This is a genomic window from Rhodococcus sp. IEGM 1354 (genome assembly GCF_030056855.1).
Lineage (GTDB): Bacteria > Actinomycetota > Actinomycetes > Mycobacteriales > Mycobacteriaceae > Rhodococcoides.
Genome location: NZ_JASHKT010000007.1, coordinates 177,338 through 192,994 on the forward strand (window position 1 = coordinate 177,338; position 15,657 = coordinate 192,994).

At 64.9% G+C, this 15,657-nt stretch carries 13 protein-coding genes; 8 read left to right on the forward strand and 5 right to left on the reverse strand.

Annotated elements, in window-relative coordinates:
• Window positions 1-23 precede the first annotated feature (23 nt).
• The 4 genes from rplW to rpsJ are packed head-to-tail and all read right to left on the reverse strand — an operon-like array spanning window position 24 to window position 1,985.
• A complete protein-coding gene (gene rplW / locus QM588_RS17240; RefSeq protein WP_027496310.1) occupies window positions 24-329 on the reverse strand; it encodes a 50S ribosomal protein L23 in 306 nt (101 codons plus the stop codon).
• Window positions 326-1,003 (reverse strand): 50S ribosomal protein L4, encoded by a 678-nt coding sequence (gene rplD / locus QM588_RS17245; RefSeq protein WP_008718317.1) that lies wholly within the window; start codon window positions 1,001-1,003, stop codon window positions 326-328. Before rplD ends, rplW begins: the two co-directional genes overlap by 4 nt.
• A complete protein-coding gene (gene rplC, locus QM588_RS17250) occupies window positions 1,000-1,665 on the reverse strand; it encodes a 50S ribosomal protein L3 (protein WP_027496309.1) in 666 nt (221 codons plus the stop codon). The genes rplD and rplC overlap by 4 nt, the downstream gene beginning before the upstream one ends.
• A 14-nt stretch (window positions 1,666-1,679) precedes the next feature.
• Window positions 1,680-1,985: a 30S ribosomal protein S10 gene (gene rpsJ, locus QM588_RS17255; RefSeq protein ID WP_003938093.1), complete on the reverse strand. Its 306-nt coding sequence runs from the start codon at window positions 1,983-1,985 to the stop codon at window positions 1,680-1,682.
• A gap of 488 nt (window positions 1,986-2,473) precedes the next feature.
• On the opposite strand from rpsJ, the gene QM588_RS17260 reads away from it, so the two are divergent.
• The 8 genes from QM588_RS17260 (at window position 2,474) to QM588_RS17295 (ending at window position 9,709) form a co-directional block, all read left to right on the forward strand.
• On the forward strand, window positions 2,474-2,968 hold the full coding sequence (locus tag QM588_RS17260; RefSeq protein ID WP_283315094.1) for a hotdog fold domain-containing protein: 495 nt from the start codon (window positions 2,474-2,476) through the stop codon (window positions 2,966-2,968).
• Window positions 2,969-2,980: 12 nt separating this feature from the next.
• On the forward strand, window positions 2,981-3,889 hold the full coding sequence (locus QM588_RS17265) for a prephenate dehydrogenase dimerization domain-containing protein (RefSeq protein ID WP_052061452.1): 909 nt from the start codon (window positions 2,981-2,983) through the stop codon (window positions 3,887-3,889).
• Window positions 3,890-3,921: 32 nt separating this feature from the next.
• Window positions 3,922-4,875, forward strand: a complete 954-nt coding sequence (locus tag QM588_RS17270) for an AurF N-oxygenase family protein (RefSeq protein ID WP_283315291.1) — start codon at window positions 3,922-3,924, stop codon at window positions 4,873-4,875.
• Between the two features lie 124 nt (window positions 4,876-4,999).
• On the forward strand, window positions 5,000-5,971 hold the full coding sequence (locus tag QM588_RS17275) for an ATP-binding cassette domain-containing protein (protein WP_135046975.1): 972 nt from the start codon (window positions 5,000-5,002) through the stop codon (window positions 5,969-5,971).
• 17 nt (window positions 5,972-5,988) lie between these two features.
• Entirely contained in the window at window positions 5,989-6,825 is an 837-nt protein-coding gene (locus QM588_RS17280; RefSeq protein ID WP_283315100.1) for an ABC transporter permease, read from the forward strand.
• A 10-nt stretch (window positions 6,826-6,835) separates the two neighbouring features.
• A complete protein-coding gene (locus QM588_RS17285) occupies window positions 6,836-7,690 on the forward strand; it encodes an ABC transporter permease (protein ID WP_283315103.1) in 855 nt (284 codons plus the stop codon).
• Between the two features lie 81 nt (window positions 7,691-7,771).
• Window positions 7,772-8,626, forward strand: coding sequence for a glycosyltransferase (locus tag QM588_RS17290; protein WP_283315108.1), 855 nt, complete (start codon window positions 7,772-7,774; stop codon window positions 8,624-8,626).
• A gap of 147 nt (window positions 8,627-8,773) precedes the next feature.
• On the forward strand, window positions 8,774-9,709 hold the full coding sequence (locus QM588_RS17295) for an esterase/lipase family protein (protein WP_283315110.1): 936 nt from the start codon (window positions 8,774-8,776) through the stop codon (window positions 9,707-9,709).
• Window positions 9,710-9,780: 71 nt separating this feature from the next.
• Here QM588_RS17295 and QM588_RS17300 read toward each other — a convergent pair whose 3' ends face one another.
• A complete protein-coding gene (locus tag QM588_RS17300) occupies window positions 9,781-15,651 on the reverse strand; it encodes an amino acid adenylation domain-containing protein (RefSeq protein WP_283315111.1) in 5,871 nt (1,956 codons plus the stop codon).
• Window positions 15,652-15,657 lie beyond the last annotated feature (6 nt).

Below are 15,657 nucleotides of genomic sequence, written 5' to 3' on the forward strand. Positions count from 1 at the left end.
TATATCCGAAGAGTCCCAGTCGCTTACGCGACCGGACCTCCGAAGATCTCGATGGGCTTGCTGTCGGCGGAGAGCGTTACGAGCGCGCGCTTGGTGTCCTTGCGCTTGCCGTAACCGAACCGGGTCCGCTTACGCTTGCCCTGACGGTTCATCGTGTTGACGCTGGTCACGGTGACGTCGAAGATCTTCTCGACGGCAATCTTGATCTGCGTCTTGTTCGAGTCCGGGTGCACCAGGAACGTGTACGTGCCTTCTTCGATCAGTCCGTAGGACTTCTCGGAGATGACCGGTGCCAGCAAGATGTCGCGGGGATCGGCGATCGTGGTCACTTGCTTGCCTCCTCGTTCTTTGCAGGCCCAGCGATGAAGGTGTTCAGCGCTTCCACGCTGAAAACGACATCATCGGCGTTGAGCACGTCGTACGTGTTGAGCTGGTCGGGTGCGATGGGGTGCACGCCGTCCAGGTTCTGAACGCTCTTCCAGGCTGCGATGTCCTCGCGGCCGACGACGAGCAGGACCTTCTTGCGGTCCGAGATCTCGGCGAGGAACGTCTTCGCACCCTTGGTGGACGGAACCTGTCCGGCAACCAATTCGGTGATGACGTGCAGGCGCTCGCTGCGGGCCCGATCGGAGAGGGCTCCGCGCAGAGCGGCGGCCTTCATCTTCTTGGGGGTCCGCTGGCTGTAGTCGCGCGGCTGCGGTCCGTGGACCGTGCCACCGCCGACGAACTGAGGAGCGCGGGTCGAGCCCTGACGGGCGCGGCCGGTGCCCTTCTGCCGGTACGGCTTCTTGCCGCCGCCGCGAACCTCGCCACGAGTCTTCGTGGAATGGGTTCCCTGACGAGCAGCTGCCAGCTGTGCGATGACGACCTGGTGCAGCAGCGCGATGTTCGCCGGTGCGTCGAAGATCTCCGCGGGGAGATCGACGGTGCCGTTGGTCTTGCCGCCGGCTTCCTTGACATCGAGCGTCAGCTTGGTCTCGGTGTTCTTCTCGAGGCTGGTCATGCCCGTGCACCACCCTTCAATGCAGACTTGACGATCACGACGTTGCCGCGACGGCCCGGGATCGCTCCCTTGATCAGCAGCAGACCGTTCTCGCTGTCCACCTTGTGGACCGAGAGGTTCTGCGTCGTGACTCGGTCGCCACCCATACGTCCGGACATGCGCATTCCCTTGAACACGCGACCCGGCGTTGCACAGCCACCGATGGATCCGGGACGACGGTGCACAGCCTGTGCACCGTGGCTCGCGCCCTGTCCCTTGAAGCCGTGACGCTTCATGGTTCCGGCGAAGCCCTTGCCCTTGCTGGTGCCGGTGACGTCGACGTATGCGCCGTCCTCGAACACTGCAGCCGTGAGCTCCTGGCCGACCTCGAACTGCGAGGCGTCGGCAACGCGGATCTCCACGATGTGGCGACGCGGCGTGACACCTGCCTTCTCGAACTGGCCGGTGGTGGGCTTGTTCACCTTGCGCGGGTCGATCGCACCGAATGCGACCTGGACGGCGCTGTAGCCGTCACGTTCCTGGGTGCGGATCTGGGTGACCACGTTGGGGCCTGCCTTGATCACGGTCACCGGAACGACGCGGTTGTTCTCGTCGAAGACCTGGGTCATTCCGAGCTTGGTGCCCAGAATTCCTGTCGCAGGCCGGTTCTTGTTATCAGTCATCGTTGTCTCCGCGCTCACTGGATGTTGACGTCGACACTGGCCGGGAGGTCGATGCGCATGAGCGCGTCCACCGTCTTCGGTGTCGGGTCGAGGATGTCAATGAGCCGCTTGTGAGTACGCATCTCGAAGTGTTCGCGCGAGTCCTTGTACTTGTGCGGCGAACGGATGACGCAGTACACGTTCTTTTCTGTCGGCAACGGCACCGGTCCGACGACGCGGGCACCCGTACGGGTGACCGTTTCGACGATCTTGCGCGCTGACGCGTCGATCGCCTCATGGTCGTAGGCCTTGAGCCTGATGCGGATCTTTTGTCCCGCCACGCTTAGTGTCCTTTTCTTGCCGCTTGGTCGTAGAACGGGCCGTTCGGCCTGCTCCACCTCGTCTGCACAGTCCCCGAGCCGGGGGAATCCCTCCGACTCGAACTGCCTTCGTGCACACACGACAGTGAAAAACGTTGACGACCAGGCGTGACCTGTATCCGTTGCCGCTCTTCATCTGTCATGGTTCTCCGGTCCACGCGGTCGGGCGTGTCGCGATTCCGCCCATTCTTCTGCGCTGAAACTTTCGCTTCAACCATCCGAAGGAGGAGATCCACACCGATCGAGCTGGTGGTCCGGACGCGCTCACGTGGAGCGCTGGTCTCATGTTCTACTCAGCCGACCTTTCGATCGACTCACCTGGTTCAGGCCGCACGCATGCGCGTCCCGTGTCCAGGCAACCCGACCAGTATGCCGCAGTGTGCCCGACAGATCAACTCGGGGTCGATCCGCATGCCCCGCGCGACCTTACTCAGCAGTAAGGTAAGCCAATGAACACAGCCGCCACCACCACCGGGGCCACGTACCGTGCCTGGTCGAAGCTCCCGAACAACACTATCGGATCCACCGTGTTCTCCATCGGCATGTGTCTTCGCGTGCCCTATTTCGCGTCCGTACTACCGCGGGTGGTTGCGCTGGAACCGGGTCGCTGCGAAGTCAAGGCTCCGAAATGGCTGGGCATCCGCAACCACCTGGGCACGTTCCACGCGATCGCCGCATGCAACCTCGCCGAGGTCGCGATGGGGATGCTCGCCGAGGCCACTGTCCCGACGTCGCACCGCTGGATCCCGAAGTCGATGACCGTCCAGTACCTGACGAAGGCGACCACGTCACTGCGCGCGGTGGCAGAACTCGAGACCATTCCCGATTTCGCGACCATCACCGACGGATGCGAGATCGTCGTGCCGGTTGCCATCCGTGACACCGTGGGCGTCGAGGTGATGCACGCCGACATCACGATCTGGGTATCTGCAGCCTCTCGTTGACATACTCGACCGATGGACACGGTGACTAGGTCGGAGCAGCAGAACTCGGTAGTGGTGGTCGGGGGCTCCGGTGCCGTCGGCCGGCTATTGGTCGACCTCCTGCGCAGCGACGGCGTGCAGGTCACCGTCGTCGACGCTCGAGCCGCTTCGACATCGGTCGACGCCGCGACGCTCGTCGGCGACATCACCGCACCCGACCACCGCGTCACAGCTGCACTGTCGACTGCGTCGACGATCGTGCTCGCTGTGCCCGAGTCCGTGGCACTGTCGGCCGACCTGACCGCGGTACGCCCCGACGCCCTGCTGGTGGAGACGTTGTCGGTCAAGTCCGGCTACTCGCAGCACGTCGGCCGCGGCGGACACCTCGGCCCGACGCTGGGCATCAACCCGATGTTCGCACCGTCCCTCGGCATGAACGGACGCCCCGTTGCCGTCGTCGTCCACCGACCCGGTACCTCGGCCGACGCGTTCGTCGACAGACTGCAGCACTGGGGTGGCCGTACCGTTCTCCTCGACGCCGAGCGCCACGACCGACTCGCTGCGGCGACCCAAGCGCTCACCCACGCCAGCGTTCTCGCGTTCGGGCTCGCCCTGGCCGAGCTCGATCTGCCGTTCGACGACGTCGACGCCGTCGCCCCTCCCCCACACACGACGATGCTCGCCGTCCTTGCGCGCATCACCGGTGGCGAGCCCGAGGTGTACTGGGACGTTCAGGCAGGTAACCCACACGCCGCCGACGCCAGGGCGGCGCTGCACCGCGCAACGGAACTGCTCGGCGCGACCGTCGAATCCGGCTCGGAGTTCGAGTTCGCCGAACTGATGACCCGAGCGGGCAGCGCCCTCGGCGGCTCCGCCGATCGCTATCGATCCGTCTGTGCCGAGTTGTTCGGTATCGTTCGAGGTTCCGGCGACAATTCGTGATCGCCGGTCCGGACGCGGAGGCGGGGCACACGATGTTGGAACAGCCGACCTTGCCGGAGCACGACCCCCACGATGTCGTCGAGAGCGCGGTCGTAGCGCGGTTGGCGAAGAACTGGTCGCAGCGTGCCACCGTCAAGAAGCCCGAACCCCAGTTGGACGATTTGTTCGACCTGACCAAGCAAGACTTTCCCGACGCCTTGATCCCGTTCGGTGAACACGACACATTCCTCGGTGCCGAATCGGAACAGCAGGATCGGCTGCGGGCCTGGGGCTGGATCGCGTTCAACAAGAACGTGATGGATGTCGAGCAGCACGTCGTTCACCCGGGGTTTTCGCTGCTGGCTCAGGATGTGTTCGAGACCGGGATGGGCGACACCCTCGCGGTGGCGGTGACTCAGGCCATGGTGGACGAGCAATACCACACACTGATGCATCTCAACGCCAGTGCGGCGACCCGTCGCGGTCGCGGTTGGGCGTTGTCCGAACGATCGCTGCCGTTCAGTTCCACCGTCCGCCGTCAGCGGACCGCTCAGGCAACCACCGACGACCCGTGGTCTGCCGCGATCAGCTCGCTTGCCTTCATGACGGTGGCCGAGATCTCCATCACGTCCTATCTCGATCTGATCGAGGACGACGACGTCATTCAGCCGATCAATCGGGCGACCGTCAAACTCCACAATCGCGACGAGTACTGCCACGCATCCATTGCCGACGACATGGCGGCGATCGTCTTCGACAGGCTCGGACCCAACGATCGACAGAAGTTCCTCGACGGCCTCGTCGACGGCATGGATGCGTTCTCGAGCAGCGACTTCTCGACCTGGGCGCGCATTCTCGAACTCGAAGGAATTCGCGGAGCCGAGGCCATGATCGCCGACGTCGAGGCCGACAAGAGCCGTCGAGCGCTGGTTCAGGACTACAGCGGACTGCGCTCCCTGTGCCGAAAGCTCGACGTCGAGGACAGTATCGATATCGATTGGGGCTGATGGGCAGAACATCTGCGACTGCACTCCACAGGTAACATTTCCCGGCAGTTCCCGTATCAAGTAGTGGCCCTCCACGGGCCTCGGCACTGCCCCGGCCCCATTCATCCCACAGCTCGGAGATCCGATGTCGTCAGCTCAACACGCAGCCGTACACGTGGAGGACGTTCACAAGTCCTTCGGCGACGTGCATGCGCTGCGCGGCATCAGCTTCTCGGCCGAGCGGGGAACCGTGCTCGGCATCCTCGGACCCAACGGTGCGGGCAAGACCACGACTGTGAAAGTGCTGTCCACGTTGATCGCGCCCGACAGTGGCCGGGCCTTCGTCGCCGGCCACGATGTTGCCGCCGACGCTCCCGCGGTGCGGCGATCGATCATGATGACGGGCCAGTACGCCGCCCTCGACGACACTCTCTCGGGGCGCGAGAACATCGAATTGTTCGGCCGCCTCATGGGTCTGGACAAAAAGGCTGCCAAGGCTCGCGCCAAGGCCCTGCTCGACGAATTCGACCTGTCCGACACCGGTAAGCGTCCGGTCCGCGGCTATTCCGGCGGCATGCGCCGTCGTATCGATATCGCATGCGGCCTGGTCGTGCGTCCCGAAGTCGTGTTTCTGGACGAGCCGACCACCGGACTCGATCCTCGCAGCCGGCAGGGGGTGTGGTCGTTGGTCGAGGCGTTGAAGGCACAGGGCATCACAGTGTTGTTGACGACGCAGTACCTCGAAGAGGCAGACGTGCTGAGCGACAACATCATCGTCATCGACAAGGGCACGGTCATCGCCGAAGGTACGTCCGACCAACTCAAGGCCATGACCGGCGGTAGCTACTGCGAAGTGGTGCCCCTCGATCCGGGTCAGCTGCGAGCAGCTGCCGAGGCGCTGGGCGACATGGTGCCTCCGGCCGTGCACGCCGAGATCACTGCCGCATCCGACCGCCTGTCCGTGCCGGCCCCCGACGGTGCTGCGACGCTGTCCGAAATCCTCCGCCGCATCGACGCCCGCGGCATCGTGCTGGCCGACATCGCACTGCGCCGCCCCTCGCTCGACGACGTCTTCCTCACCCTCACCGGCCATTCGCAAGCGAGCCCCACACCGTGACGGCCACGACGCGAGGCGTGTCGAACACGCGTGCGGTCACCGCCCCTCGGACGACCACCGGGTCGACGACGCAGCAGCCCAGACGCCGGTCACGAACGCGGCCGTCCGGCTTCGTGCAGTGGCAGGCACTGACCGGTCGTGCGCTGTGGACGATGCTCACCCAGGGTGAGCTGCTGATCGCGGTCATCGCTCCGCTGATCTTCACTATCGGCTTCTATCTTCCGCTCAAGTTCGTGATGGGCCTGCAGGGCATCGACTACGCACAATTTCTGATGCCGATCATCGTGCTGCAGGCAATGGCGTTCACCGCCATCTCCGCAGCGCAGAGGGCATCGACGGAGGCGATGAGCGGACTCAACTCGCGTCTGAAGACGATGCCCGTCGTACGTGGTGTTCCGCTGGTGTCGCGAATCTCGAGCGGCGTGGTCCGCTCGCTGGTATCTCTCGTATCCGCACTCGGCTTCGGTTACGTCATCGGCTTTCGCTTCTCCGCAGGATTCGGTCAGGCCCTGTTGTTCTGCGCGCTGGCCATGCTGATCAGCACCACGTTGTCGATCGGTGCCGATGCAATCGGAACGCTGTCGAAGAGCCCCGAAGCGACCAGCCAGGTGTTGACCCTGCCCCAGCTCATCCTCGGCATGGCCTCGTGCGGATTCGTTCCGGAGAGCGGTTTTCCGGAACTCATCAGACCGTTCGTTCGCAATCAACCGATTTCTCAGTTCTCGTTCGCCATGCGCGACATGGCCGAGGGCGGAGTCAGCTTCCAGGTGTTGTGGCCATCCCTCGCCTGGGTGACCGGCCTGATCCTGTTCTTCGTCCCGCTCGCCATCTGGGCGAGCTCGAGACCAGAATGACGAGTCCGAGATGACGATGGCAGAAGCGTCGGTGAACGCTGCACGCGTATCCAACTTGACCTTTCCCGAACCCAACATGGCCCTGCGAGAAGGGTCGATTCGTGCGCTCGGGACACACAGCCTGATCCAGGCCAAGCGACTTCTGATGCGATGGATGCGCGATCCGTCGACGATGATTCAAGCGTTGCTGTACCCCGCGTTGATGCTGGTCATGTTCCGTGTCGTACTCGGGAACTCCATTTCCGCGGCCACCGGATCGCCGGCGATCTACGGCCAGGTGCCGATGATCGCTCTGGTCGGAGCCATGTTCGGATCGATCGTCAGCGCTGTCGGCCTCAAGGGGGAACGAAAGTCGGGCTTGTTGTCGCGGTTCTGGACAACGCCCACTCACCGCGCGGCCGGTCTACTGGGCAGGATGATCGCCGAAGCAGTTCGAGTGCTGGTCACAACCGTGGTCATCATCTGTGCCGGTGTGGCGCTGGGGTTCAGATTCACCCAGGGAATCCAGGCCGGCATCCTGCTGCTCCTGATTCCGGTCGTGTTCGGTATCGGGTTCGCAGTCATGGTCACGTTCCTCGCCACGGTGGCCGGCGACGCACCACTGGTCGAGTTGGTATCGATCTTCTGCACGTTGTTGATGTTCTTCAACGCAGGATTCGTCCCCGTCCTCGCGTATCCGCTCTGGCTGCAGCCGGTGGTTGCCGCGCAACCGATGTCGGTTGCGGTCTCCGCGATGCGCGCGCTGGCTGTCGGCGGGCCCGTCATGACTCCAATTCTCCAAACTCTCGCGTGGTCTCTGGGAATGGTCGTGATCTTCCTCTACCCTGCGATTCGGGGGTACAAGAAGGCATCCGCGTCGGGCTGATCGCGTAGTCCGGGCCGCCATTTCTACTTTGGGGGGATTGTTGTGGTCGACCGGGCACGACCTGAGCACCCGTCGGTATCGGTGATAATTCCCGTCGGCGGCCTCGATCCGCACTTGGACGCACAGTTGCAGGCTCTGGCCGATCAGGATGTCCGTTTTCCGTTCGAGGTGCTCGTCGCGGACAACACCCGAGCCGGGGACCTCGGCAAGTACGTACTCGCTCATCCTTTGCGGGAGCGGCTGCAGCTCAGGTCGATCGATGCTTCCCGCGAGACCGGAGCGGGCTACGCACGCAACTGCGGTGCCCGAGAGGCGTCCGGTGACCTGTTGGCGTTCTGCGACTCGGACGATGTCGTGCACACGTCGTGGCTCACCACGCTCGTGCAGCAGGCGTCGTCCTTCGATGTGGTCGGGACGGCTGTCGAAACCGACACGCTGAACAGTGCCCGGGCGCTGTCGTGGACTCCCACGACGCCACCGGAGAAGCAGGGCCGCACCGACTTCCTGCCGTTCGCGATCGGCGCAAGTATGGCCTGCTGGGCATCGGTGTACAGCAATCTCGGCGGCATGGACAACCGCTACCGAGCAAGCCAGGATGTCGAGTTCAGTTGGCGTGCGCAACTCGCGGGTTACTCCTTGGGGTTCAGTACCGAGGCAGTAGTGGCGTATCGACTGCGTGACGAGCTACGCCCTCTCCTGCGCCAGTCCTTTCGTCTCGGGTTCGGCTTCGCCAAGCTGCGCGGAATCTACCGGCCTCAGGGGTGCCCGGCACTGAAAGTGCGCCGAGTCGTGTCCTGGTGGGTGGCGCTGTTGCTGCGCAATCCGCTGTTGCCGACGTCGCTGACCGGGATGTCACGCGGCCATTGGCTGCGTGCGTTCGTCATCCGGGTCGGCGAGCTTCGGGCAGGGATCAGATACGGAGCCATCAGTTGGTGATGTCCACCACACGCGCTCGCCGACCGGCCTGCCCGACCGGCACCCTTGACCAGCACGCCTGTTACGTCTGCGTGTCCGGCTGTTACGGTCGGTGACGCAGATGCAGGTGACAGCGGCGGATTCCACGCCCCGGACGAGATAGAGGCCATGCCGAAGAAGTTCACGAGAGTATTGCCCACGGCGATTGCTGTCGCGATGGCCGGTGCCCTGTCCTTCACCGGGACGGGCACAGCGGTAGCTGCACCGTCGCCCACCGGCACCTCGGTGTCCGCCACTCCTACGCTCGAGGGTGCCAACGACTTCGGTTGTGTTCCCAGCGAAGCCCATCCCCGTCCGGTCGTGCTCGTCCACGGGACCAAGATGGATGCGTCCACGTGGAAGATCCTGGCACCGCAGCTGAAGAGCGAGGGCTACTGCGTCTTCGCGCCCAACTACGGCGGAGTACCGCTGCTGCTCGACCCGAATACGACCATCTGGGGCTCCGGCGACATCGCAGAGTCAGGCCGTCAGATCGGCCGTTTCGTCGACGAAGTACTCGCGGCAACCGGTGCCGAGCAAGTCGACATGGTCGGCCATTCGCAGGGCGGCACCGCCACTCGGCAGTACATGAAGTTCGATGGCGGCACCGATCCGCAGGACCCAGCCCGCAACAAGGTTCACACACTGGTCACATTGGGTGCCACCAATCACGGCACGACCTTCGGTGGTCTGCAGCAACTCTCCGAATTGCTCACCTCGCTCGGTCTGCCCGGCGACGCACTCACCCCCCTGACATACAACATGGCGGGTGCCCAGCAACTCGTCGGTTCGACGACGCTCACGAGCTTGAACGAGGGCGGAGACGTCGAACCCGGGGTGGAGTACACCGTCATCGCCACGCGCAACGACACCGTCTCGACGCCGCCCTCGAACACCTTTCTCAAGTCCGGCGACCCGGCGATGGTGCACAACGTCTGGGTTCAGGACGTGTGCCCCGCGGCAACGACGTCGCACGTCGGTCTCGTTGCCGATCCCGCTCCCCTGTACATGGTGAAGACCGCACTCGATCCCGACTACGCAACCACCACGCCTGCACCCTGCTGAGCGTTTCTCCACACGCAACGACGAAGGCCTCACGACACGGTGTCGTGAGGCCTTCGTCGTTGCCGAACGGCCTACCGGCGCAATTCCGCGTCCAGCACGGGCCCGATCTCGGTCGATGCCGGCGACGACGCCATCTGCCAATGCGTCGAATGGACCGGGACGACCGTTACGCCCTCGCTCAGCGCACCGTGCCACGTGGCCGCCGCCACGTGGCCCGTGGGATCGTCGGTGACCGATGCGAACAGCAGCGCCCGTCCCGTGAAGGTCTGCGGCACATAGGTTTCGATGAGCTCTGCCGATCGTGCGATGCCGTCGAGTATCCCGGCGACCCGTTCGCGGGAAATCGAGTCGAAAGGTGCGGGCATCGACTTCAACAGTTCGGCCACGGAGTCGACCGTGAGTTCACCGATCTCGAGGTGGTCGTCCGCACCGACACCCAGCCCGCCGAGAATTTCGTCCGCCGATACCGGCCTGTCGACGAGGTGGTCCGATCCACCCGCAACGAACGAGTCCATCATGGCCAGCGTCGAGACCTCGTGGCCCTCGCGTTGCAGTTGTACGGCCATCGCATGTGCGATTAGTCCGCCCATGGACCACCCCAGCAGGTGATACGGGCCCGACGGTTGCACGGCGCGAATCTTGTCCACGAATATCGCAGCCCACTGCTCTATCGACTGCGGCACAGGTTCTGCACCGGACAGCGCGGGCGACTGCAATCCGTAGATCGGGCGGTCGTCGCCGATGTGCGGTGCCAGAGCGCCGAAGGCCCAGGACAGACCCACAATGGGGTGGATACAGAACAGCGGGGCCGAAGAACCACCCACCCGTAGAGGTACGAGGACCTCGAGTCCGCTTGCTTCCGCTCCGCCGACTCCCGATGCCGTGGCAGCAGTGATTCGCGCCGCAAGCGAGGCGACGGACGCGTCCACGAACAACCAGTTCAGAGGAACAGACCGACCACCGAGGGCCCCCTTCAGCGCGGAGACCAACTTGACGGCCAGCAGAGAGTTGCCGCCGAGCGAGAAGAAGTCGTCGTCGAGTCCTACTCGTTCGACTCCCAGAACGTCCGCGAAAACTCCGGCAACTGCTTCCTCCACCGGTGTCTGCGGGGCCCTGAACTCGCGGGTCTCGAATTCCGGAGCAGGCAGCGCACGACGATCCAGCTTTCCCGCAGCGTTGAGCGGTAGAGCGTCGAGCACGACGAAGGCCGACGGAACCATGTACGACGGCAGCGCAGACACCGCCTCCGCCCGCACCGCCTCGACATCGATGTCGGTGCCGGGAGTGGGAACCAGGTACGCCGCCAACGACTCACCGACCGCCGAGTGCGACACCACGACGACGGCCTGACTCACCGACGACCGCGCCGTCAGCGCAGTCTCGATCTCTCCCAACTCGATTCGCTGCCCACGGAACTTCACCTGAAAATCGGTGCGCCCGATGTACTCGAGCCGATCGGAATCCATCGACCACCGCACCAGGTCACCGGTTCGATACATCCGCGCCCCCGCGTCGCCGAACGGGTTCGCCACGAACCGCTCCGCCGACAGGTCCGGCCGCGCAACGTAACCCCGCGCCAACTGCACACCAGCCAAATACAACTCCCCCGGAACGCCCGCCGGTACCGGATGCAACCGCGAATCCAGTACGTAACCAGACGTGTTCCACTCGGGCACACCGATGGAGACCGAACCGGCCCCCGATCCGGACAACGCCCCGTCCTCGGAGACATCGCGATAGGTGACACTCACCGCCGCCTCGGTCGGCCCGTACAAGTTGTGCACCCGCGCATCCGACACGGCCCGACAGGCAGCGACGGTACCCGCGGGCAGCGCCTCACCGATGACGAAAACGTGTCGCAACGACGACATGGACTGCGCCGACACCGCTTCGACGAACACCGTCAGCATCGACGGCACGAAGTCCGTCACGGTCACTCCGTGCCGCGCGATATCGGCGGCGACCGCCTCGACGTCACGCTGCGCGCCCGGGGCAGCAACGATCAACCGACCGCCGGTTCGCAGCGGCAGGAAGAAACCCCACAGCGAGACATCGAACGTCGTCGCCGTCTTCTGCAGGTACACATCCGACGCATCGAGAGCGTATTCCTGCGCCATCCAGGCCATCTGGTTGACGATGGCCCGGTGTTCGATCGCCACGCCCTTCGGGCGACCGGTCGACCCGGACGTGAACAACACGTACGCCAGGTCGTCCCCGGAGGCACGCGGAAACACCACCGACTCGGACGGCTCCGGTGGGTCGGTGATGTCGACCACCGGAACTGTGGTGGCAGTGACGAATTCGTCTCGTGCCGTGGACAACACGACCGCCGGAGCGGCCGTGTCGAGAATGTAGTCGTTACGTTCGGTCGGCTGATCCGGGTCCACCGGAACGTACGCCGCGCCCGACCGCAGCACCGCATACATGCCGACGACCAACTCGACGGACCGCCGCATCGCCAGCCCCACCAGAACCCCGGGGCCGGCACCGTGCTCGCGCAACAGCTGCGCAGTCCCGTCGACCCGAGCCGAGAACTCCCGATACGTCAGCGACCGTTCACCGAACACCACCGCAACCTCGTCGGGTGTGTCGGCCACCACGCGGTCGAAGCCGTCCAACAACACCTCGCCGGAATCGACAGCCACCTCGTCGCCGTTGCCGCGCAACACGATTCGTTCGCGCTCGGCCGAATCGAGAACGTCGATATCGCCGACCACAACATTCGGACGAGCGGTCGCTGCCTCGAGAACAGCCACCAGCCGTCGCCCGAACGACGCCACCGTCGATTCGTCGAACAGATCCGTCGCGTACATGAGCTCGCCGGCCAGACCTGCGCCGTCCCCGAGTTCGGTGAGCGTCACCTGAAGATCGAACTTCGCCGACGCCGCCCCGGAACCGAATGCCTCGACGCCGAGATCGGGGAGCTCGAACGACCCCTGGGAGAAGTTCTGGAAGAACAACGCCACCTGGACCAGCGGGTGCCGCCCTTGCGAACGCACCGGATCGAGTACCTCGACGAGACGCTCGAAGGGCACGTCCACATTGTCGAAAGCCTCCAGGTCGGAGGTACGTACGGCATCGAGTACAGAGCCGAACGGGGCATCCTGGGCAATCTGCGTTCGCAGGACCACCGTGTTGACGAACATGCCCACCAGGTCGTCCAATCGTGCGTCGCCGCGGCCACCCACCGGTGCTCCCACGGCGATGTCGGACGTCCCGGACAACGTGGCCAGCAGCACCGCCAACGCAGCGTGCACCACCATGAACGCGGTGGCGTCGTGCTCGCGTGCGCACTCGAGTACGCGGGCGTGCAGTGCGGCATCGATCTCGAACGCCGTCACCGCCCCCTGCCCCGACGCGACCCGCGGACGCGGCCGGTCGGAGGGCAGATCCAACTGCTCGGGGAGGCCGTCGAGCGTGCGACGCCAATAGTCGATCTGCTTGCGGGCCAGCGACTTCGGATCCGATTCGGAGCCGAGCATGTCGAGTTGCCAGAGTGTGTAGTCGACGTACTGGACCGGCAGCGGCGCCCACTGCGGTGCCGATCCGCCGTGCCGCGCGAGGTACGCCGTCATGACGTCGCGGGACAGCGGGGCCATCGAGAGCCCGTCCGCCGATATGTGGTGGGCCACGAAGGCCAGCACGTACTCCGGTGCTGCCCCGGCGGGGTCCGTGATGTGGAACAGCCGGACACGAAACGGGATCTCGACGGTGACGTCGAATCCCCGGGTGAAGAACTGCGTGACCGCAGCGAGCGCGTCGTCGCGAGCGATGCGGACCACGTCCATCCCGACGTGCGTCTCGGCCTCCTCCCGCACCTGTTGGTACCCGACACCGTCGATCTCCGGGTACACGGTGCGCAACGATTCGTGTCGACCGACCACGTCCCCCACGGCGGCCTGCAGCGCGTCGACATCGAGTTCTCCGCGGAGCAACAGAGCGACCGGCACGTTGTTGAGGGCGGAATCGGTGTCGAGGCGGTTGAGGAACCACATTCGCTGCTGTGCGGACGAGAGCGGGATGCGCTCGGGCCGCTGCCTCGACGTGTCGAGCGCAGCTCGAACCGGACCGTCGGCCGAATCGGCGGCCTGCGCCAAGGCTTCCACGGTGGAGGACTCGAACACCGAGCGCGCGGGAACATGAACGCCCAGAGCCGAACCCAATCGAGCCGCAAGCTGTGTGGCGATCAGGGAGTTGCCCCCGAGCGCGAAGAAGTCGTCGTCCAAGCCGACCCGTTCGACCCCGAGCAGCTCGACGAAGATATCGGCCACCACGTGTTCGGTAGGGGTCGACGGGGCCCGGAACTCCGCGGCCTCGAACACCGGTTCCGGCAGTGCGTCTCGGTCCAGCTTGCCGGTGGGAGTCAGCGGGATCGAATCGATCCGCGTGATCACCGAGGGCACCATGTGCGCGGGCAGACTGCGCCCGGCCTCGTCCAGCACCCGGTCCAGGTCGACGTCCGTCCCTGCCACCGGCAGTACGTACGCTGCGAGAACGGTTGCGCCGGTAGGGCTGCGGTGCCCGAGGGTCACTGCGAAGTCGACCCCGTCCTGCGCTGTGAGAACGGCATCGATTTCACCGAGTTCGATTCTGAAGCCTCGGATCTGGACCTGAAAGTCGTTGCGGCCCAAGTATTCGATGGCCCGTCCGGACGCCACCTCCCGCCAGCGCACCAGGTCACCGGTGCGGTACAGCCGACTCTGATCCGAGATACCCTCGGCTGCATACGGATTGGCCACGAATCGCGCCGCGGTCAGCGCGAATCGTCGATGGTAGCCCCGCGCCAAGCCGGCACCGGTCAGATACAGCTCCCCAGGCACTCCGGCGGGCACCTGCCGTAACCGGTCGTCGAGCACGTGGTAGCCCATGTCCTTGGTGGACGGCCCGAGCAGCACGGCTTCGCCCGCGTTCAACGGCGGCGAGATGTTGCACACCATCGACGCTTCGGTGGGGCCGTATACGTTGTGAAAACGTCTACCCGGTGCCCACTTCGACATCAGCTCCGAGGTGAAGGCCTCGCCGCCGATCGCGAGCACTCGCATGTCGGGGACCTCTGCCGGATCGAGCGAGGCCAGCGCTGCCGGGGTGATGAAAGCGTGGCTGACGCGGTGGCTGCGGAGCATGTCGGCCAGATCGGAACCGCCGTAGACGCCGGGCGGGACGATGACCATCGTCGACCCCGCACCCACGGCCATCAGTAGCTCCAGCACGGACGCATCGAAGCTGGGTGACGCGAAATGCAGTGTGCGCGAATCGGAGTCCAGCCCGTAGGTCTCGACCTGAGTGGAGGTCAGCGGAGCCAGTCCGGCGTGGGAGACGGCGACGCCTTTCGGCAGACCGGTTGAGCCGGAGGTGTAGATGACGTACGCGAGCGTGGACGGGCGAATCGGCGCCCGTCGGTCGTCGGCTACGACGGGGTCGTCGGAGAACCCCTGGAGTGCGCCTTCGGTCTCGGACGAGTCGAGGCTGATCCACGACACCGACGTCGGCATCGCGTCCTCGAATTGTGTTGCAGTGACACCCATTCGCACGCCGGAGTCGTTCACCATGTGAGTGATGCGGGCGGCCGGGTAGTTGGGGTCGATGGGCACGAATGCAGCACCGGTCTTCGCTACGGCCCACACGGCCGTGACCGATTCGATCGAACGGGTCAGTGCCAGAGCCACGAAATCCTCGGGACCTACCCCGCGTGCGATGAGCAGCCGGGCGAGCCTGGACGACCGGGAGTCGATCTCCCGATAGGTGAGCGACCGGGTGCCGACTTCCACCGCGGTACCGTCCGGGTTCTTTTCCACCGCCGCGGCGAGCAGAGTCGGCAGCGCGACCGTACGGGCCGGTCGCTGGCGGGTGGGTCGTGCACGGGTAGGCCTGGGGCGGCTCGACCGTCCACCCACTCGGCCGCCCGACTCGGACGGTGTGCCGGTCGATCCATCCGAACTCATCTGAAG